The following is a 19,073-nucleotide window of genomic DNA, read 5'->3' on the forward strand; positions in this document are numbered from 1 at the left end:
GGCGCGTGACGTGTTGTTTTTCCCGATGCAGGGATTCAGGATATTTGTATCCGATCATACACAGACAGTAGAGGAGATCCCATGAGTTCCTGCAGCATAGAGGTGCGTCCCGAGGGAGGGAAGTCGGTGTTTGTCGGCGGGGCAACGATGCGCGGAAGTTTGGTGCTGCGCGCGACAAGCGCCTGCACGGTGCGCGGCGTGGATCTGCGGCTGCGTTGGGAGACGTCGGGCCGCGGCAACACGGTGCGGGGAAAAACCGATGAAGTGCGCGTCGGTGAACCCTTCGAGCTGCAGGAGGGCGACGAGCGTGTATTTCGTTTCGAGCTGCCGCTGCCCGAGAGTCCGATCAGTTACTCCGGAAAGTTGTTCGCCGTGCAATGGGTGTTGTCGGCGGAGGTTGATGTCGCCATGGGGCTCAATCCCGACATCGATATGCCTTTCGAACTGATCGCGGCAGAGCGCGCAGGCGAGGGCGTGCTCGGCCCCTCGTTCAACCGCGAGGCGTTGCAGCGAGCCCAGCGTGTGAGCACAGGGTCGCGCATGATCTGGTCCATCGTCGCGGGAATCATTTTCGCCGCGGTGTTTATTCTCGTGGGCGCGCTCTCGCCGAATTGGGATCATCCCTCGAGTGAGGACATCCTCTACGGCGCCGGATTTTTCCTTCTCGCGCTTGTGGGATTCGTGCTCATCGCGGGCGGCGCCATACAGAGCAGGATGCGCGGCCAGATGCAGGCATCCCTGCGCAATCCCTTGTTGCGCCGCGGTGAGACGCTGCAGGCCGCAGTCACATTTACGCCGCGCCGCACCGTGCGCGTCGAGTATGCAACGGTGCGCCTCGAACTTCGGGAACACACGCGGCGCCAGGCGGGCAAGTCGACACATGTACATAAACATCCCGTGTACGCCGACGAGCACCGCATCCGCGTGGGCGAGGAATTGCCCGCCGGTGTGCCGCGCGAGTTGTTCGCGCAGATGACAGTACCCCCCGACCAGCCACAATCGATTTGTGTTCGCGACAACGAGCTGGAATGGCGCGCGACGGTGCGGCTCGAATTTTCATCCGGCCGACCGATCGAGATGGAGTATCCGATTGCGGTGTTGCCGTAGGAGCTAGGATCTAGGAGATAGGATCTAGGAGTGGGGGTGGGGAGTAGGGAGTAGGGAGTGGGGAGTTGGAGTGGGGAGTGGGGAGTGGGGAGTAGGGAGTAGGGAGTAGGGAGTAAAATAGCAGTCTCCTGTCTCCTGTATCCTGTCTCCTCACACACGCCGAGTAGATCAACCTACCTATCTACCATCTACCAACTACCCATCTACCAACTACCCATCTACAAACTATTCAACGATCATCCGCTTTGTCTCGACAAAACTGCCGGCGGTGAGTGTGTAGAAATAGACGCCGGGAACGAGAGCGCCTGCGCGGTAGTCGATGGCGTGTGTGCCCTGTGTATAGCGGCCGTCGGCGAGGGTGGTGATGCGGCGGCCCGTCGCATCGTGCACCACGAGAGTGACCGCGGCGGCTTCGGCAAGGGAGAACCGGATGCGTGTGTTTGTGCTGAAGGGATTCGGTTCGTTCTGCTCGAGCGTGAAACTGCTGGCCACCTGCGGATCCGATGCATTGGTGAGGTTCCATGTGAGAGAGCCGGGAATGCCGGTGATGATGGCGGTGGATCCCACTATGGCGACGGGATAGGTGGTGAGTCCGCGGGGTGTGGGTCCTGACACGCGCGCACCCGCGCCGGTGAAGCGCGACGCGTGACACGGGCACACGAACTGCGTGCCGTTGTACGTGCCGACCTTGCACTGATTGTGCGGACACTCCATCGACGACGCGACGATGGTGGTGGCGTCGACGCGGACGAGTGCCAGCGGAAAGCCGCTCGGCAGCACGGCCTCGATGCCCGGTGCGATGCTGTTGCCGATTTCCACGGTGCCGTTCACCTGCGCAAGCGCGGCGAAACGCGGATCGGACAGCGAGATGCGCAGCTCCGACATCGGCGATGCGTGCAGAAGGGTTCTGTCGAGAAGGAGAATTGATGCGCCTCCTGCAAGGATGCGCGCGAGGGCGTTGCGTCTGTTCATATCGGCGTGTGAATGAGTGTGTGATGGATGTGTACAAGACACCATGAACGGCGTACAGCGGTGCCTATACGAGGACAACTGGTATCCCGAAGAGGTTGCGGTCAGGGGCGGATCGTGTGATCCGGTGCTGCCGCGGAAGTCCGCACGGCCTGTGTCGTGCCGTGCAATTTCCCAGGAACCCGGAGATGTGTGAAGAACAAAGATACGTCGTCGCCGGTTCAGCTCCATCCCGTGCGGAATTGCGCGGCATTATTTTTTCGCCTCGTTGATTGCGAGGGCCGCGGCGAGTAGATTCCGCGCACGTTTCTTCTTCAGCACGGAGCAATTGATGCGACAATGTCTCTCCCGTGGTTGGTGTGTGTGGATCGCTTCCAGGGCGCGCTCCGCGTCGACACGACGTGTGTGCAGACTTCGTTCATCGACGGTGTCGCGGCGCCTGTTCTCGAGAATGATTCTGACGCTATGCTTTGGGGCTCTCTCCGCCTCATCGATGTTCAGTACGGAATGGCCTGTGGGTCCCGGCCGCGCGCTCACGGTTCCAAGCCAGGCCGCGGCCGTCGCGAAGGATGGCGACACGGTGAGCATCGATGCAGGCAGGTACACGGATTGCGCCACATGGCGGCAGAACAACCTTCTGCTGCGCAGCGTTGGCGGCATGGCGCATGTGTCTGATAAAAGCTGCGGCGGCAAGGCGATCTGGGTGATACAGGGACGAAACACCACCGTGCGCGACATCGAGTTTTCCGGCGCCACCGTACCAGATAAAAACGGCGCGGGCATTCGACAGGAGGGGGCGGATCTGCTGGTGGAACGCTGTTATTTCCACGGCAACGAAAACGGCATCCTCACGGGTGCGAATCCGGCCAGCAGCATACGCGTTGTACACAGCGTGTTCGAAGGCAACGGCTTCGGCGACGGCTATTCACACAACATGTACATCGGCCATGTGGGACGTTTCGAGATCACGGGATCGTGGACGCATCACGCGAAAGTGGGACACAACATCAAGAGCCGCGCCGACACAAACATCATCCGCTGCAACCGCATATCGAACGGCAGCGACGGCACGGCGAGCCGCGATATCGATCTGCCCAACGGCGGTTGGTCGCTGATCGAGGGAAACGAGATTCAGCATGGTCCGCAGAATCAAAACTCCAACACCTGCGGGTACGGACTCGAGGGCCTGAGCAATCCCGCGAAGGTGCTCGTCGTGCGGCACAACACGTTTGTGAATCAACGCAGTGCGGGCACCTTTGTGATGGTCCCCGCTTCGGGCATGGACTCGGTGCGTGTGATAAACAATCTGATGGCAGGGGCGGGATCGATGTTCTCGGGCGGAGCTGCGGTGCTCGACACGCAGGCGAACGCCGTGCTGCGCAGCATCGCCGACGCGCACTTCACCGATGCCGCCGCGTATAATTACCATCTCACCGCGCAGTCGCCTGCGGTGGATGCGGGCATCAGCCACGCGCAGAATCCCGCGCCGCTGTTCGAGTATGTTCATCCTGCGGGACTGCGTGCACGTCCGCTGCGTGCCGCACCGGATCTTGGCGCCTACGAATTCGAGCCAAGCACAGGATCCGAGGACATCCCGAACACGGACGCGCTCCCCGAACTTCACGCCATTTTCCCGAATCCCGCCGGCGCGCACTTGTCGGTGTCCATCCGTCTCGCGAGGCCGTCCACTGTGCGGCTGCGCCTGCTGACGGTGTTGGGGGAGGAGGTGATGAACCTCGACGCTGGTGCCTGTGCAGCAGGCGAGCATGTTGTGGCGCTGGATATTTCGACGCTGCGCCGTGGTCTGTACTGGCTGCTGGCCGGGGATACTCACACGTGGGGCCTGCGCGGCGTGCTTCTTCGCTAGACAAAGAGAACTCCGACGATCATGAAAACTCACCTGCGCCGTTCCTTCTTCAGGAGATTTGCTGTGACAGTGCTTGCCGTCGTACTAGTCCTCGTGGTGGGACTCTTCCTCGTCCTGTGGTATTGCAGCCCGGGCACGATGGAAAAACCTCTCGACAGTGCGGGCACTCTGTGTACACGCGGCCTCGCGGAAAAAATTGCCGTCCCGATCAACGGCATGCAGCAGGGAATGATCATTCGCAGTTGTGACACCACGCATCCTGTGCTTCTGTTCCTGCATGGCGGACCGGGCATGCCCGAGTATTTCCTCGAGAGGAAATATCCCACGGGACTCGAGGCCCTCTTCACCGTGTGTTGGTGGGAACAGCCGGGCGCGGGACTCTCGTTCGACAGCGACATGCCTCCCGGTTCATTGACCGTCGAACGGCTGCTCAGGGACGCGACGGACGTCACCGAGTACCTGCGGCGCCGCTTTCACACGGATCGGATCTACCTCATGGGACATTCCAACGGCACCATACTCGGCGCCCTGCTTGCCGCGCGTGCACCCCACCTGTTCCATGCGTACATCGGCATCGCGCAGGTGTCGCGTCAGATGCGTTAAGAGCGCCTCGCCTACGAGTACGCCCTGCAGGAATACACCCGCCGAGGCGACGCGGGCACGGTGAAGAAGTTGCTTGGCACGAAGGTCACAGGCGACGCGCCGCTGCCCGAGGCATGGCTGTCGATGCGCGACGAGGTGATGCACGAACTTGGCATTGGGACAATGCGTTCGATGCGTTCGGTGATCACGGGAATATTCCTTCCGTCCCTGCTCTGCACGGAGTACACGATGGGCGAGAAGGTACGGCTCTGGCGTGGGAAGCTTTTCTCGCAGAAACATCTGCGGGATGTGATGTGGTCCATCGAATTGCCCGACGTGGTGCCGGCGCTCGAGATTCCCGTGTATATGCTGCACGGACGTCACGACATGACGTGCGCGTACGCAGAAACCCGCGCGTACGCCGCCGCGCTCCGCGCGCCTGTGAAGGGATTCTACACGTTTGAGGAATCCGCGCACAGTCCGCTCTTTGAAGAACCCGCACGCTTCCGGATGGTATTGGAACAGGATGTTCTGCAGGGACGGACCGGCCACGCTGATTCGCTGAACGAGTCGGCGGTCGAGGCGCCGGATCTCACTCGATGATCAGCGTGCGGGACAGGGTGACCGTCGAGGTGCTGAGACGGTAAAAGTACACGCCCGGCCGGAGTGACGTTGCATCCAGCACGACCGTGTGTGCGCCCGCGGGGAGGTGTGTGTCGGTGAGCGTACGGACGGCTCTGCCCACCGCATCGTGCAGGGTGAGAGACACTGCATCGGGCGAGGGCAGTGTGAAACGGATGCGTGTTGTGGCGCCTGCCGGATTCGGTTCGTTCTGCGCCAGAGTCGGGGCCGCCGCAACAGGGAGTGCTCCGACGGACGAGGGTGCGCCCGCTGTACGCACACAGCGCGCGTGATTGAACACAAGACGCACGTCGCCCTGCGGTCCCATATACGAGGGATAGTTCGCCGGATTTCCCGACTTCGGATCGCTGCGTTGTGCACCGGCTCCGTGCACATCCATCAACACATTGTTGACCTTGCCCTGCGCTTCGCCGAAGGCCACATACACGGCCGCGCCGCCGGGATTCTGGCCGTCGAGATGTGTGGTGCCGGACCAGAAATACGGGAACTGTCCCGGGCGGCCATCGGGATCGGTGATGCCCGTGGTGCGGAAGATCGGATCGATGGCGGCACTCTGCGTGGACTGCGGACCACGTGTATAGTCGACAATACTCTGCAGTTCCTTTGCATTCGGCAGCCGCCAGTCGTTGTAGCCCGCGAGTGACAATCCCTCGGCGTAGGTGAGGGTTTGTTCCCAGTCGCGCGCGACACCGTCATCGGCCCGCTGCCACATGAGACCCGTGGCGCGGTCGGTCACCGTCCCGTCGCCATTATCGACGTAGTCGTTTTTGCCGTAGGCGGGATTGCCGCGGACCATGCGGAAGTACATCACGCTTGGCGTGCGGTTGCCGCTGCCCGGCTTGTACTTCGGATATCCCTTGATGCGTCCGTCGATGAAGTTTACGCCGAACACGGTCGAGTCGCGGAGGAAGGTGAGTCCGATGTATTGTGTGGACGTCCAGGTCTGCGCATCGATCTCGCGTTCACCCGCCGCGACATTTCCCAGCGGCTGCAGAAACACGCTGGTATCGATGAACAACACCCCCGCGCGTTCACCGCCCGCGCGCCCGGTGAAGAGTATGAGCGAGTACAATTCCTTGATGCTCGGGATGCGCCAGTCGCTGTGGCCGCCCAGTGTCAACGTATCCGCCTTGATGGCCGCGTCCGCGCAACTGATTTTTACGCCCATGTCCCTCTGCCACATAAGCCCTGTCACATTGTCGGTGACCGTACCATCGCCGTTGTTGGTGTACGAGGGCTGATTCCCGGAGTAGGTCGCATCCTGACCATAGAACATCGCACCCTGCACCGGCGCGGGTACCTGCGTCGTGTTGTTGTAGAACGTGCGCACGCCCGTATCGACGATGCGATACGTCTGCCCATACATGACGGGGAGGGCGCAGAGCACCATCATGAGCACGAAGAAACAACGGGAGGGTGTGTGTGAGGACATGGCGGCTCCGGCGGAATACACGACCTGTGGGGATGACATGCAAAATGCTGTTCCCGTATGACACATCACAGGTCCGTCGGATTAAAAAGTTTCCCGGGCTGGACGTGCGCCCGGGCATGACAATTCCGTGACACTTTTGAGCCGCGGGACTGCGAGATTATGGTTGTCACTCTGCGGCCGGGACGCACCCCGGTCCCTGCTTCGCGAACAATTCACCCCGCCCGGAGGAGGCCATGTCTACGATTCGATTCCTGATGATCAATCCCACATCCCCGCTGTGGCGCGTGGAAGCCGGGGAGAAACCCAGGCAGTCGCGTTACTTCCGTTTCTCCCTCCTCCCGAGCCTGTACGTCGCGGGTTCGATGCCGCCGCAGGTGCAGACGCGTGTCCTCGACGAGGATGTCACGCCGGTGGATTTCGACAGCGACGCGGACATTGTCGGCATCACGTTCATGACACACAATGCGCCGCGCGCATACGAGATCGCCGACGCCTTCCGTGCCAGAGGATTGACGGTGATCGTCGGGGGATACCATCCGACCTTCATGCCGGAGGAGGCGAAACAACACGCCGATGCGGTGTGCATCGGGGATGCGGAGGACGTGGTGCCGCGGATGATCCGCGACTACGAACAGGGCGCGCTGCAGCCGTTCTACCGCAGCGAGATGCGCTGCCTCGACGGACTGCCCCAGCCCGACCGCCGGCACATGAGGCGGAAGGACTATGTGCCCGCCGATGCGGTGCAGGCCACACGCGGGTGCATGTACCAGTGTGAATTCTGTTCCGTCGCCGCCTTCCACACGTCGCGCTTCCGCACACGTCCGGTTGCGGAGGTGATCGACGAACTGCGCGCCCTGAGGCGGCACGTCATTTTTATGGACGACAACATCATCGGCGACCGCGCGTATGCGATGGAGCTTTTCACCGCGATGATCCCGCTGCGCAAGCGTTGGTTCAGCCAATGCGACATCGGGCTGGCGCACGACGAAGAACTGCTCGAGCTGGCCGCGCGCAGCGGGTGCGGCGGCCTCTTCATCGGATTCGAAACACTGTCGCAGCAGGGACTCGCGGGCTGGAAAAAGGAGAGCAACGGACGGGGTCAGTACAACGCGGACGTCGAGGCGTTACACCGCGCGGGCATCGCGATCTGCGCGGGCTTCGTGTTCGGGGGCGATCACGATACGGAGGACGTGTTCGGGGACACGCTCGCGTTCCTCCTCGATACAAACATCGAGGCGCTGCAGACGACACGCATGACGCCGTTTCCGGGCACGCCGCTCTTCGACGACCTCGATGCGCAGGGACGGATCTTCGACCGCGACTGGAGTCATTACGATTTTAATCACGTCGTCTTCGAACCACGGCACATGAGCCCAGAACGCCTGGACAGGGGTGTGGGCTGGGTCGGGCACCAATTCTACCAGCGCAGCGCGATTGCCCGACGCGTGTGGAAGAGTCTGCAATACTTGCGGCCGGGCGTGGCGCTGGGCGGCGTGCTGGCACTCAACCTCGGCTATCGCGGACGCAAATCCATCGACGGAGAATTCGCGAGGGGCATGCTGTCGCTCGCACAGCAGGCATAGAGCAGCACGATGGGGATCGCGGGCCGCGCTCTTGAGGACGGTCGGCGATTCAGCGCTGCAACAGCAGCGGCCTGACCGAGTGGTGCAGAAGACGCGCGGAAAAATCTGTCACGCGCAAGTCGAGGAAGTATACACCTGCTGCAAGGCGCCGGTCGTTTTCATCGACACCGGACCAGACCGTCCGATGAACACCGGCTTCACCGTCTCCGCTGACGAGAGTGCGGACTTCCCGACCTAGCGCGTCCACGACCCTGAGATGAACATGCCCGGCCTCGGCAAGTGTAGGATATTGTACCGCTCTGCCGCATGGGATGCGGATACGTTTTGAGCAGCGCGGTTGATGGAAAGAGACACACGATTGCGAAGGGGCGCATACGGGATTCCATCAATCAGGAGAAGCGTTTCGCAGCAATACCCGGAAAATCCTGTACAAAGTTAGTATAAAAACGGGACAAGTACTTTTCTGTCCGCGGGATACAACTCGCGTCCCTCGCGGCCGTCGAAGGTCCGGTGATATGCGCGATGCCGTTGTGTTGCCCACACAGTCAGGATGCATGTAGTCGCTGCGGCGAAGGCCAGCGACGAGAGTGTTGCAGTGACGAAGCAGAATCCGATCCAGCTCACGATTTCGAAGAAATAATGTGGGCACGAGACATATTCAAAGAGAAAGCCGCGCGGCAGTCCCTGACGCGTACCGTCGGCGTGGCGAAGCCGCGCGAGCATGACATGCGCTATGGCATTTCCAATTTCACCACAAAGGAAGAGCAGCGTTCCCGCAACGCGAAATTCCCAGGCAGGTGGTTGAGGCCCGGCGCCTGTCACCTCGTACGCGATCCACAGCGCAAATCCCCAGTAGTACATCCAAGGCACCGGTGCCTTTACCCAGGCCAGAGTGCCCGCACCGAAACGATGCACACGCATCGACTCGTACGTGCGTCGAAGGAAGTGCAGGGTCCACATCAGCGCCGGCACCATCCATGGCATGATCCACGTGTCGTGTCCCGCGATGTGGAGTCGTTCGGAATCGATGTGGTAATGCAGCATCACATAAAAAAAGATCAACGCACCCGAATAACTCACGGCAAGGTGCGTGCGGCGGTGTATGCCGTGTGATGCCTGGTTCTGCATATCCATTGCGCAACTTACACAATCCTCACTCTCCACACTCGTGTGAGGAGACAGGATACAGGAGGCAGGAGGCCTTCGAGTAAGGTTCTGTCTCCTGTCTCCTTTCTCCTGTGTTCTCACGGGAGTGTGAGGACGGAGCAGATAATAGGTGGTAGACGGTAGATGGTAGGTGGTAGATGGTAGTTCGGTCTACTCTGTTCGAGTGAGGAGACAGGATACAGGAGGCAGGAGGGGGAGTTCTCGTCTAAGAGTTCCTAGTTCCTAGTTCCTAGTTCCTAGTTCCTAGTTCCTAGTTCCTAGCTCCTAGCTCTCCGTCCCCCTACCGAGGCAACCTCCACGACACACCGACCCCGGCAAAATAATCCAGAGCAATGTCAACCAGTCCGACGCCGCCGGAGACGTCGAGTTGCAGGTTGGGTGAGACGAGCAATGTCAGACCGCCGTCGAAGGAATGGGAGGCCGGATGGCCGCCTTCGGGATCATCGCCGTAGATTTCGACGTAGGCGCCGAAGTGTTCGTCGAGATCGACACTGAAGGCGAGGGTGTAGAGAAAGATCATGGTCGCGTTGCGCCCATCCATTTCGGATCCGAGATTGATACCGAGGCCGGTGCCCGCACCGAGGTCGTACGCGAGCGCGAAACGGAAGGCAGGTGAGGTAAAGGGCACCTGTTCATCCTTGGTCGCGAGACGTCCGAGATTCAGGTGGCCGATAAATGCCGTCTGCGGCACCCAACCGTGTTCGTCGAACAGCGCGACCTTGAACCCGAGTTCGACCGGCGCGAGCGAGGTATGGACGACGGCGCCGTGCCCGCCGCTGAAGGGTTCCGCGGCAAGCCGCAGCTCGACGCGGTCGCTTACACCGAATCGGAAAAGTGACGAAGGGTGGCGGTAATGCCGCTCGAGCTTCTCCACCTCGATGCTGAAGCCGTGCTCGCCCTGCACATGGAGGGCGGGAACAGTGCTCGCACATTCGGTCTGGTCCGGCCGGTCCGTCTCCATGGGAACTCGTCGCGACTGAGCGTCGAGCCGCGCGGAGGGGAACAGGAACGAGAAAAATACAAGCAGGGTCAGAAGATATGGTGTGTATTGCATGGTGCTCTGTTTATGTGAATTCCTGGCCGAGGCACGAATATTTCGCAACGTCGTGTGCGGACCGCGCGCGGAGTTTTCCGTGCAGGCGGGGCGGAGAATTGTCGGGGAATTGTTGCGCGACGATACACATTACGCGAGGGAAAACCAAGCCGCGCGGCTCCAGCCTGCCGGCACATCCGCGCACGCGCCCGCGCTGAATGAAAGAGTCATACGTATTTGCCTGTGTAAAATCTCTGCTTTGATGTCTGAATTGTTCCGAAGTGTGTATATTGTGGCATCGTATCCACTCGGTCAATCGAACGAACATGTCTCGACGCACCTGGTTGATTTAAGAAGTCCGTTTCCCCCATAGTGGCGGCACGGCTCCGGCGGATGCGGCATCAGTTTCGCCCACAATCAGGACAGCGCCGCGCATGTCGTCGCCCCATCTGTTTCACATACCCGTTCTCGGCATCGGTTTTTCGGTCACGACACCTCTCGCGGTCGCGAAGTACGGCATTTCGTCGGTCATGTCCATCATCGACGACAAACTTCTCGAGGTTCTGCGCGAACAGCGTCTTGCCGCTGCAGGCAGACCGTATGTGCCCATCGAAGAGGACGAGGACGACGCGCGCGCACGCCGCATCACCGCCTGGTGCGACATGGTGCATCAGCACGTGCACGAACAGTTCACTGCCCTGCGCGCGTCGGAGTTCACAGAGGGCGGGGAACTTGCGCGCTATTTCGAAATGCTTCCCGAGGGATCACCGCTGCGCGAGTCATATCTCGCCATGCGCCGCGCAACGGGGCGCGATCGCGTCGCGCGTCTGCAGCAGCAGCTTCGCGACGCCATGCGGCCCGGATCGATCGACGTCAACATCATGGCGAAAGTCGACAAAAACAATTTCCATCGCGACGGCACACCCATGGGTCCGCACGACAGCGACGCGCAGGCCGCGCTGCGCGGCTTCGCGAACAGCCGTCTGCGCAGCGGCGTGGTCTTTTCCGCGGGCATGAATCCGCGGCTGTACTCCTACGCCGCGTCCTTTGCCGATTTTTATCCCGACAGCGGCGGGGCGATGAAGAAACGCATCATCGTGAAGGTGAGCGATTTCCGCTCGGCGTTGATCCAGGGCCAGTACTTCGCGAAGAAGGGTCTGTGGGTTTCGGAATACCGCATCGAGTCGGGCCTCAACTGCGGCGGCCACGCGTTCGCGACCGACGGCCTGCTCCTCGGCCCCATCCTCGAGGAATTCCGCACACGGCGTGTCGAATTGTTCCGCGAAGCCTACACCAAATACACGCAGGCCCTCACCCGCATCGGCCACTACGTGCCGCGGGTGATGCCGCCGCCCATCGTCACCGTACAGGGCGGCGTCGGCACCGCGCAGGAACAGTCGGCGCTGCTCCGGCATTACCGTGTCAGCTCCGTGGGCTGGGGAACGCCGTTCCTTCTCGTGCCCGAGGCAACCAACGTGGATCCCGCGACACGCGAGCTTCTGCGCGCAGCGGGTGAGGACGACCTGTATCTCAGCGGCATCTCGCCTCTGGGTGTGCCCTTCAACAGCCTGCGTGGCAATTCCAAGGACGAGGAAAAAATGCAGCGCGCCGATGCGGGGAAGCCCGGCAGTCCCTGCATCCGCAAGTACCTCGAATTGAACACGGAACTCACCGAGAAACCGATCTGCAGCGCGTCGATCACCTTCATGCGCAAAAAGCTTCAGACGCTGAAGGACGCGCTGCCCGGATCCGATTCCTTCAAGGCCGCCTACGACAAGGCCGTCGAGAAAGTCTGCCTCTGCGAAGGTCTCATCACGTCGGCGCTGCACGCGCACGACATCCGCCTCCCGAAAATCAGCGAGGCCGCCTCCGTCTGTCCCGGCCCGAATCTCGCCTACTTCTCGCGCATCTCGACGCTGCGCGAGATGGTGGATCACATTTACGGCCGCGCCAATGTGATGACAGATCCCGAGCGTCCGCACATGTTCCTGAAGGAACTGCGCCTGTACATCGACTACTGGCTCAACAAGGTGCAGGAGAGCGTGAGCGCGGGTGTGCACACACCGGAATTCCTCGCGACGTTCCGCGAAAATCTGCTCGAGGGCATCGAGTACTACCGGTCCTTCCTGCCCTCCTTCGCCGAGGCGGGCGCGCGTCTGCACCGCCGTATCACCGCGGAACTCGCGGCCGCGGAGGAGACGCTGCGCGGCATCGTCATACCGGGACTGAGTACGGACGAGGCGGAAGCCCGTCTCGCCCTCGTCACCGTGTAAACCGCTGCGTCGCCGTCAGCGGCTGAGCAGCATGGTGCGCTGAACCGACGCGACGTCGGAGCGCAGACTGACCACGTACAGACCGCTGGGAAGATCCGCAGCGTGCAGGCGCACACTGTGCGCGCCTTCCTCGAAGTACTTTTGCACTGGGAGCACGAGCCGGCGGCCCAGCATGTCGTGCACCGCGAATTCCGCCCGCGTTCCGGCCGCGATGCTGAAGCGCACCGTGGTGACATCGCGGAATGGATTCGGCGTGTTCTGTTCGAGCACGAGTGTGTGAGCGGGAACAACGGGTGTGTCGTCGGAGCCCGTGGTGCCGCTCGGCAGATGGATGTACCGTGGCTTGTGCATCTCCTCGCGATACAGCGCGCTGAGCACCGGACTATTCTCGATACGCGCGTCACCCCAACCGGGATATGCGCGGTCGGGCCAGAGCGCGTCGATATAACTGAATCCTTTTATCTCCCGATGATCCGTCATGAATTGCCAGAACTTCACGAACCATCCGTTCCAGTCGTTCTGGCTGTCGGTGGGATCGGCGCTGATGTTGATGCCCTTCGCGGACGTTTCGCTCATGTACACAGGCCGGCCTTTCGAGCGCGCCATGGCGAGGAAACGTTCCGATTTGCCCTTGCGGGTGATGACACCACGCTGATACTCGGGCGCGGCCGGATCGAAGTCCTGCACGTCGAAGAGATCCAGGCCAAACCAGTCCACATACTCGTCGCCCGGATACCAGCGCGCGCCGCGTGTGTCGACCGAATCGAAGTCGTTCGCCGCGGAAGGGTAGTAGCACCAGATCGTCGCGATCGAATCGCGGAGCCCGCGCGCGGCAAAGCGGTCCACGATTTTCCGGAACATCGTCACGTACAAATAGGGATGGTACCCGCCGCCGTTCCATCCCGGCCCCGCGCCGTTGAATTCTCCTCCGATGCGCAGCAGCATGGCGCGGCCGTAGGCCTTCGACAGCGTGATCACACTGTCGATGATCCAGTCGTACTGATCCGACACCGCTATGACACTGTCGACGGCCACATCACTGACAAAAAAGAGACTTATTTCCGGAATAAACCCGATGGAATCGGCGCTCTTGAAAAAAGTGGCCATCTGACGGAGCCCGAGCGCCGGGCCGCGCGTGCCGGGTATGCTGAAGAAAAATCCCTGCACGGCGGGTTGAATGGTGTTGTCGTTGAGCGCGGAGAGATAGCCCGCGATGGGATCGGGTCCCGTCGCGAACGTCATATGCTGCACGCCATGATAGATGCGCCCGTCCGCGGGTTCGAGCAACGCACCGCGTGTGTTCTGTGCAGCGGCGTGCTGCGCGAGAAACAGGATGGGAAGAAGGAAGAGGAGTGTGGCGGCGGTGCGGGTCTTGGTCATGGGAACTCCGGTCGTGCGGGAGATGGGGCAGCGTGTACTAATCTAATCGAATCCGGCATTGATCCATACCGTTGCTCGCCCGAATGTTTGTGCGGCGAAACCAAATGCCAATTCCGACATAATGAATCCGTTATATGATGTATTGTGCCTGCGGCAGACTACAACAACAGCAGCATATTTTGACAGCGGCAGGTGTATGACACACACTCGCACCTTTCAGTGCGCCCTTGCTCCTGTGGCCGGGTGTATCATCGGTGACAGTTTCCCGACACAGGGCGAGCGTGCTGTTCGCGCCCTTTTGCCCGATGAGCCGGGTGAGGCGTTTCGACGGTATGTCGATCGGCATGCTGGAAGGGAGGGTGGATCGGCATTCGTCCGCGCCTGCCCGTATCCGTCGCGGATTTCTTCCTTGAATCTCGGGCGGAATTGCATGAAATTCCGGCGACAGATTCGAGGCAACGATGTCGGGGGTTCAACGCACTCTGTGGGTGATGCTGGCATGGTGTATCGCGGCTGGTATGGCGCAGTCGCAGACCGTGCTTCATCTCAAAAGAGCGGACCTGCAGTGGCCCGTGATCTCGCTGAGATTCGCGGTGGACTGCGGCGGGCTGCCCTCGTTCGACGTTGTGAAGCGCGACCTGCTCCTCCGTGAAAATGGAAGGGAGGTGCACAACTTCGACGTTGTATGCCGCGACACAACACCGCGCTGCCCCATGTCGGTGGCGCTGACCTTCGACGTCAGCGGAAGCATGATGGGCGTCGGCATCGACGAGGCGCGCGTGGCGGGCAAGGCCTTTGTCGAAGCGATGGACGGCGTCAAGGACGAGGCCACGGTTGTGGCGTTCAGCAATATCGTCCGTGTCGTGCAGACGATGACCACCTCGAAAGGGCGGCTGCGTGTCGCGATCGAAGGACTTGTCGCCACGGGTGGTACGACCATGATCAACGGATGCTACACGGCCCTCGAGGAATTGGCCGCCAAGGGACGCAACCGTTGCAAGGCGGTGGTATTACTTTCCGACGGAGCCGACAACGGCAGTTGGCGCACGGTGCAGGAGACCATAGCGCTGGCGAACGCGAACGCGGTGAAGATTTATTGCGTGGGACTCGGCACGCGTCTCGACACCCTGCAACTCAAGCAGCTCGCCAATGGAACCGGCGGCCGCTACTTCGAAGTGTACGACCCGCAGCAGCTCAGCGAGGTGTATCGTGTCATCGCCGAACTCGCGACACGCGACGATCCGGACTGCATACTTCGGTACACGGCCTCGTGCACCGACGACACGACGCGGTCCATCGAACTCGTCCTGCGCGACTATTGCGGCGGAAGCGACAGCGCGACTGTCACCGTGACAGTGCCCGGCGCGGCGGGCCGCAATCGACCGCTTGCTTTTCGCATGCAGGATGCGGCCGTGTGGGAGGGGAGTGTCCTGTCAGTCCCTATATCGGTGTCGGATACGCTCGCAGCGGAAATGCTGCCGCGCGGCGATCTCTACATTCGTTACGATCCGTTTCTCCTTGGCGCGCCCGCGGCGCGCGATTCGGGCACGCTGCTCGCGCAGGGCACCGCCCTGGTACTTGACGCAAGTAACGGACGCGCGCATGTCCGCCTCCTCCGCGACAACATCTGCAGCGGATCAGGAGTGCTCTTCGCGCTCGACTTTCCGACACGCGACGTATCCGACACGGTCTGCGCTCCGGTGTTCCTTGAACGTGTGAGTTTCGACGAGGGGTGCATCGTGCCCGCGGCGCTGCCGGGACGTGTCTGTGTGTATCCCTGCACGATGCACGTACGGCTCGATCCGGAAGGGGAGCGTGAGATCTGCGAGAGCGACAGTCTGCTGCTGCGGGCGGATCCCGGCTTCGCGCGCTACGAGTGGTTCCGCGACGGCGTGTTGCTCGGCGACACCTCCGCGTCGATCCACGCCCGCGGCGCAGGTGAATATCGCGCCCGCGTGAGCGACATCCACCAATGCACAGCGGAGACAGGCACGCTGCTCTTACGCACAGTCTCATCGGCCCCCCGCACAGCGGGGAACGGCGATCGCCAGTTTCTTCCCGACGCCATGCCGCGTGTGCTGCCTTTCCGTCTCGAACCGGCGTATGAAGCCGGGAGGCACTTCACTGCGCGGCTGCGGCTGTTGTACGATCCGCGCCTGCTGCGCGCCCCGCGCATCGACTCGAGCGTAGAACGGTGCTGGTCCGGGAGTATGCGCGTATCGGGAAGCCCGGGTCTGGCGGATGTAACACTGAGCGGAATGATGGATGGATCGGATCACCCGTTTCTCCGTTTCGTGTTGGAAGCCGTGCCGCAGAAACGCGTCGATTCAACATCGCTCACCTACACGATGGATCTGTCGACGGGGTGTGATGCCGCGTTGACGCTGCATCATACGCCTGTCCTGCTTGACGGCTACTGCGAAAGCATCCTGCAGCGCGCAGCGCCTCTTTCGCTCAGGGTGTTCCCGAATCCCGCCACGTCCATGGCTGAGCTTGAACTCTCCGCGCGCGACGAAGGCAGCGTCACCGTGCAGATATCCGACAGTTACGGACGTGTATGTCTTATGTTGTACGACGGACCGCTCGCCGCGGGTGGCACGACACTTCGTGCCGATCTCGGGGCGCTACCCGCAGGCGTGTATCTCGTCACCGCATCATCGTCGTACCACACCGCCGTCACGCCACTCGTCCTTATCCGTTAATCACCACTCCACCCTTCTCCCTTCACTCTTCCCCCTTCACCCTTCCCCCTTCACGAATCATTCGACGACGATCTCGTCCACAAACACCCACGCCTTTCCGCCCGCGCCGATATGCCAGTCCGGGCAACGGAGAATATTCTCCGCGCGGATGCGCACATATCGCGCCGTGACGCCGGGCGTTTCGATCGTGAACGGTGTTGCGAACATGCCATCCATTTCGTCCGACACAGTATTCTCGACTGTGCGGAGCGGAGTGTACTCGACGCCGTCGGACGAGACAAGAAATTCGACGCGGCGCGGGAGCCATATCCACGAATACCACTGCTGCAGAAACGAGGCGCTGATGCGGCGCACGGGCTGTGTGCTGCCGAGATCCACCACGGCGTCCATGTGTTCGCCTTCGAAACCGAGCCAGTTGATGTGGAAGTCGTTCGGGCCGTGCCGGCCGTCGGTGAGCGCGCGTCCGCCGCCGACGGGATACTTCTCACTATGCGGTGTCAGGAGGGAAACCGGTCTGCCGAAGGCGCGATTACCCTCGATGCTCAGGCGCAGTTGCTGTTCGATGGAGACGAGGTACTCATCGGGACTGGTGCCGCGCTCCTCGAGCCGCTCGATGCCCGCCCGTTTTGCGACGGTGACAAAGGAGCGGAGGCGGTCGCGCATGGAAGCGGATACGCGCCAGGTGCCGCCGCTTGTGTCGAAGTATGAGAGCGACGGATCGATGCCACGCAGGGAAATTTCGAGTATGGCGTATTCGAGCGGGAGCCGCGCTATGCGCACACGCTCGAGCAGGACGGCGGAATCGCGCACGGCCGATTCGGCCTCGTCGAAAATGCGCCCGTAGTCCGCGATCAGTCCGGGCGTGAGATAACTTCGCACGGCGTCGTACGGATTGCCGAAGATGTAGAGCGCGCCCTTCGACTGTTCGAGCGCGTCGTGCATGCGGTCGATGTACCGGCGAATAATCGGACCAGCGGATCCGTAATATCCCGTAAGGAAATCGTTCATGACCGAATCGATGTTCACGCCGGGATTCCAGAGCAGTTTCGCGATCAGGTATGTGCGCAGCTCGCCGAACTCGCCCACGTTGCGGCCGGCGCCCTGTTGGAACATCATGCGTATGCCGTGCCGCGCGAAAAAGCGGATGTTGGGCTGCAGCACGCGCAGGTTGGGGAAAGGACTCACGAGATTGCGGAACTGCACGACATAGTCCCACATGATGATGTTCCCCGTCAGCCGCGCCCAGTCCTCGACGTCGCGACGGAAGGAGGCGCTCGCCGGATCCGTGTCGAGCGGCGCACTGCGGTTGCACTCGATCGAACAGAGCATGATGTTCACATTCGGTGCGGGCTGAATGTACGTGGGAGCGGAGCGTGTGTACTGATACGCGAGTGTCGAGATGTCGCGCCCCGGGAATTGCGCGGCGACACGGTTCACAAAATCCACCAGCGTGCCCGCGCTGCCGCCGAAGCGCGCATTGGCCTCAGCGCAGCGTTCGCAGCGGCACTCGTTGTAATTGTCGTTGGTCGACACCGACCAGTAGCGCGCTTCCGGTTTGCGGGCAATCTGCGCGCGTAACGAATCCACCAAGACCTGGAACACGTCGGGATGCGTGAGGCAGAGCTGTCCGCTCGGAATGCGACGGCCGCCTTGCAGCGTGAACCAGTCGGAATGTGCGGCGAAATGTTTTTCCGCCGGCACAAGATGCTGGAAGGTGTGCACCCACATACCCCACGACTCGTTGCGGTCGTCGGTTGAATGCAGCTTGTGCCATTCACTGTACCCGCGGTCCATCGCGTTCAGATAGTGCACTTCGCGATGCGAGAAACGCGGCACCTGGCGCACGTCGACGCGACCGATCCGAATCGTGTGCCGTTCGGGAAGGACACGCACTGTCGCGCTGTACACGCGGCAGCCGAGTTGTTCCTCGAGGAACGAATACACGCCATACAATGTGCCCTTGCGCGGACCACCGACGATGGCGAGCCGACTGCCCGTGCAGCGGATGATGAACCCATCGTCTCCGAGCGCCTGTAATTCAGGCGGGGTCACAAGGGATGCGCTGCGTGCGGAGGGACCCACCAGTATCTCCCGTGGTCCAGGTTTTTCGTCGGCTGTCCTCAACGGCAGTGTCGCGCCGGATATCTGTGCGATATGGTCGCGCAGTTCATGGGCGGCGCGCAGCACGATGCTGTCGGCATCCTCCGCCACCACGATGGCGCAGGTGCCGCGCATGTTTTCGACAAGCGTGAATTGTGCCTGCGCGGGCGAGGCGCAGGCGAGGAGTGTGCACAGGATCGCGAGGCGGGCGGCGGCTGAAGGGTTCATGTTTCAAA

The 19,073-nt window shown here is 61.5% G+C and carries 14 protein-coding genes; 7 read left to right on the forward strand and 7 right to left on the reverse strand.

Going from position 1 to position 19,073, the window contains the following annotated elements:
* Positions 1-81 precede the first annotated feature (81 nt).
* Positions 82-1,107, forward strand: coding sequence for a sporulation protein (locus HY962_12515; protein MBI5647744.1), 1,026 nt, complete (start codon positions 82-84; stop codon positions 1,105-1,107).
* Positions 1,108-1,332: 225 nt separating this feature from the next.
* Here the strand turns inward: HY962_12515 and HY962_12520 are convergent, their stop codons facing one another.
* On the reverse strand, positions 1,333-2,079 hold the full coding sequence (locus HY962_12520) for a Rieske 2Fe-2S domain-containing protein (GenBank protein ID MBI5647745.1): 747 nt from the start codon (positions 2,077-2,079) through the stop codon (positions 1,333-1,335).
* 511 nt (positions 2,080-2,590) lie between these two features.
* On the opposite strand from HY962_12520, the gene HY962_12525 reads away from it, so the two are divergent.
* The 3 genes from HY962_12525 to HY962_12535 are packed head-to-tail and all read left to right on the forward strand — an operon-like array spanning position 2,591 to position 5,128.
* The gene (locus tag HY962_12525) at positions 2,591-3,943 is read left to right on the forward strand and encodes a right-handed parallel beta-helix repeat-containing protein (protein ID MBI5647746.1); all 1,353 of its coding nucleotides are present in this window, start codon (positions 2,591-2,593) and stop codon (positions 3,941-3,943) included.
* A 21-nt stretch (positions 3,944-3,964) separates the two neighbouring features.
* Positions 3,965-4,546 carry an alpha/beta fold hydrolase gene (locus tag HY962_12530; GenBank protein ID MBI5647747.1) on the forward strand — a complete coding sequence of 194 codons (582 nt, stop codon included), beginning with the start codon at positions 3,965-3,967 and terminating at the stop codon, positions 4,544-4,546.
* Between the two features lie 60 nt (positions 4,547-4,606).
* Positions 4,607-5,128 carry a hypothetical protein gene (locus tag HY962_12535; GenBank protein ID MBI5647748.1) on the forward strand — a complete coding sequence of 174 codons (522 nt, stop codon included), beginning with the start codon at positions 4,607-4,609 and terminating at the stop codon, positions 5,126-5,128.
* Here HY962_12535 and HY962_12540 read toward each other — a convergent pair.
* Positions 5,118-6,599, reverse strand: coding sequence for a DUF1566 domain-containing protein (locus tag HY962_12540; protein MBI5647749.1), 1,482 nt, complete (start codon positions 6,597-6,599; stop codon positions 5,118-5,120). The two genes, HY962_12535 and HY962_12540, sit on opposite strands and share 11 nt — an antisense overlap.
* Before the next feature lie 233 nt (positions 6,600-6,832).
* Here HY962_12540 and HY962_12545 point away from each other — a divergent pair, with 233 nt between their 5' ends.
* Positions 6,833-8,182, forward strand: a complete 1,350-nt coding sequence (locus HY962_12545; GenBank protein MBI5647750.1) for a B12-binding domain-containing radical SAM protein — start codon at positions 6,833-6,835, stop codon at positions 8,180-8,182.
* 49 nt (positions 8,183-8,231) lie between these two features.
* Here the strand turns inward: HY962_12545 and HY962_12550 are convergent, their stop codons facing one another.
* From HY962_12550 to HY962_12560, 3 genes are all read right to left on the reverse strand, one after another.
* Positions 8,232-8,429: a hypothetical protein gene (locus tag HY962_12550; GenBank protein MBI5647751.1), complete on the reverse strand. Its 198-nt coding sequence runs from the start codon at positions 8,427-8,429 to the stop codon at positions 8,232-8,234.
* Between the two features lie 188 nt (positions 8,430-8,617).
* Positions 8,618-9,316, reverse strand: a complete 699-nt coding sequence (locus HY962_12555; protein ID MBI5647752.1) for a DUF1295 domain-containing protein — start codon at positions 9,314-9,316, stop codon at positions 8,618-8,620.
* Between the two features lie 313 nt (positions 9,317-9,629).
* The gene (locus HY962_12560) at positions 9,630-10,403 is read right to left on the reverse strand and encodes a transporter (GenBank protein ID MBI5647753.1); all 774 of its coding nucleotides are present in this window, start codon (positions 10,401-10,403) and stop codon (positions 9,630-9,632) included.
* Between the two features lie 413 nt (positions 10,404-10,816).
* Between HY962_12560 and HY962_12565 the strand changes: the two genes are divergently transcribed.
* Positions 10,817-12,655 (forward strand): hypothetical protein, encoded by a 1,839-nt coding sequence (locus HY962_12565; protein ID MBI5647754.1) that lies wholly within the window; start codon positions 10,817-10,819, stop codon positions 12,653-12,655.
* A gap of 15 nt (positions 12,656-12,670) precedes the next feature.
* Here the strand turns inward: HY962_12565 and HY962_12570 are convergent, their stop codons facing one another.
* Positions 12,671-14,035 carry a T9SS type A sorting domain-containing protein gene (locus HY962_12570; protein ID MBI5647755.1) on the reverse strand — a complete coding sequence of 455 codons (1,365 nt, stop codon included), beginning with the start codon at positions 14,033-14,035 and terminating at the stop codon, positions 12,671-12,673.
* Positions 14,036-14,496: 461 nt separating this feature from the next.
* On the opposite strand from HY962_12570, the gene HY962_12575 reads away from it, so the two are divergent.
* Positions 14,497-16,737 (forward strand): VWA domain-containing protein, encoded by a 2,241-nt coding sequence (locus tag HY962_12575; GenBank protein ID MBI5647756.1) that lies wholly within the window; start codon positions 14,497-14,499, stop codon positions 16,735-16,737.
* A 57-nt stretch (positions 16,738-16,794) separates the two neighbouring features.
* Here HY962_12575 and HY962_12580 read toward each other — a convergent pair whose 3' ends face one another.
* Complete coding sequence (locus HY962_12580) at positions 16,795-19,065, reverse strand: DUF4838 domain-containing protein (GenBank protein ID MBI5647757.1); 2,271 nt, start codon at positions 19,063-19,065, stop codon at positions 16,795-16,797.
* Positions 19,066-19,073: the final 8 nt, after the last annotated feature.

The organism is Ignavibacteriota bacterium (assembly GCA_016218045.1).
In the GTDB taxonomy this organism is placed as follows: Bacteria; Bacteroidota; Ignavibacteria; order SZUA-365; family SZUA-365; genus JACRFB01.

Coding starts and splice junctions, on each gene's coding strand:
- HY962_12565 (MBI5647754.1), top strand. CDS start 10,817: ATGTCGTCGCCCCATCTGTTTCACATACCCGTTCTCGGCATCGGTTTT.
- HY962_12545 (MBI5647750.1), top strand. CDS start 6,833: ATGTCTACGATTCGATTCCTGATGATCAATCCCACATCCCCGCTGTGG.
- HY962_12570 (MBI5647755.1), bottom strand. CDS start 14,035: ATGACCAAGACCCGCACCGCCGCCACACTCCTCTTCCTTCTTCCCATC.
- HY962_12530 (MBI5647747.1), top strand. CDS start 3,965: ATGAAAACTCACCTGCGCCGTTCCTTCTTCAGGAGATTTGCTGTGACA.
- HY962_12560 (MBI5647753.1), bottom strand. CDS start 10,403: ATGCAATACACACCATATCTTCTGACCCTGCTTGTATTTTTCTCGTTC.
- HY962_12555 (MBI5647752.1), bottom strand. CDS start 9,316: ATGGATATGCAGAACCAGGCATCACACGGCATACACCGCCGCACGCAC.
- HY962_12515 (MBI5647744.1), top strand. CDS start 82: ATGAGTTCCTGCAGCATAGAGGTGCGTCCCGAGGGAGGGAAGTCGGTG.
- HY962_12580 (MBI5647757.1), bottom strand. CDS start 19,065: ATGAACCCTTCAGCCGCCGCCCGCCTCGCGATCCTGTGCACACTCCTC.
- HY962_12520 (MBI5647745.1), bottom strand. CDS start 2,079: ATGAACAGACGCAACGCCCTCGCGCGCATCCTTGCAGGAGGCGCATCA.
- HY962_12540 (MBI5647749.1), bottom strand. CDS start 6,599: ATGTCCTCACACACACCCTCCCGTTGTTTCTTCGTGCTCATGATGGTG.
- HY962_12575 (MBI5647756.1), top strand. CDS start 14,497: ATGTCGGGGGTTCAACGCACTCTGTGGGTGATGCTGGCATGGTGTATC.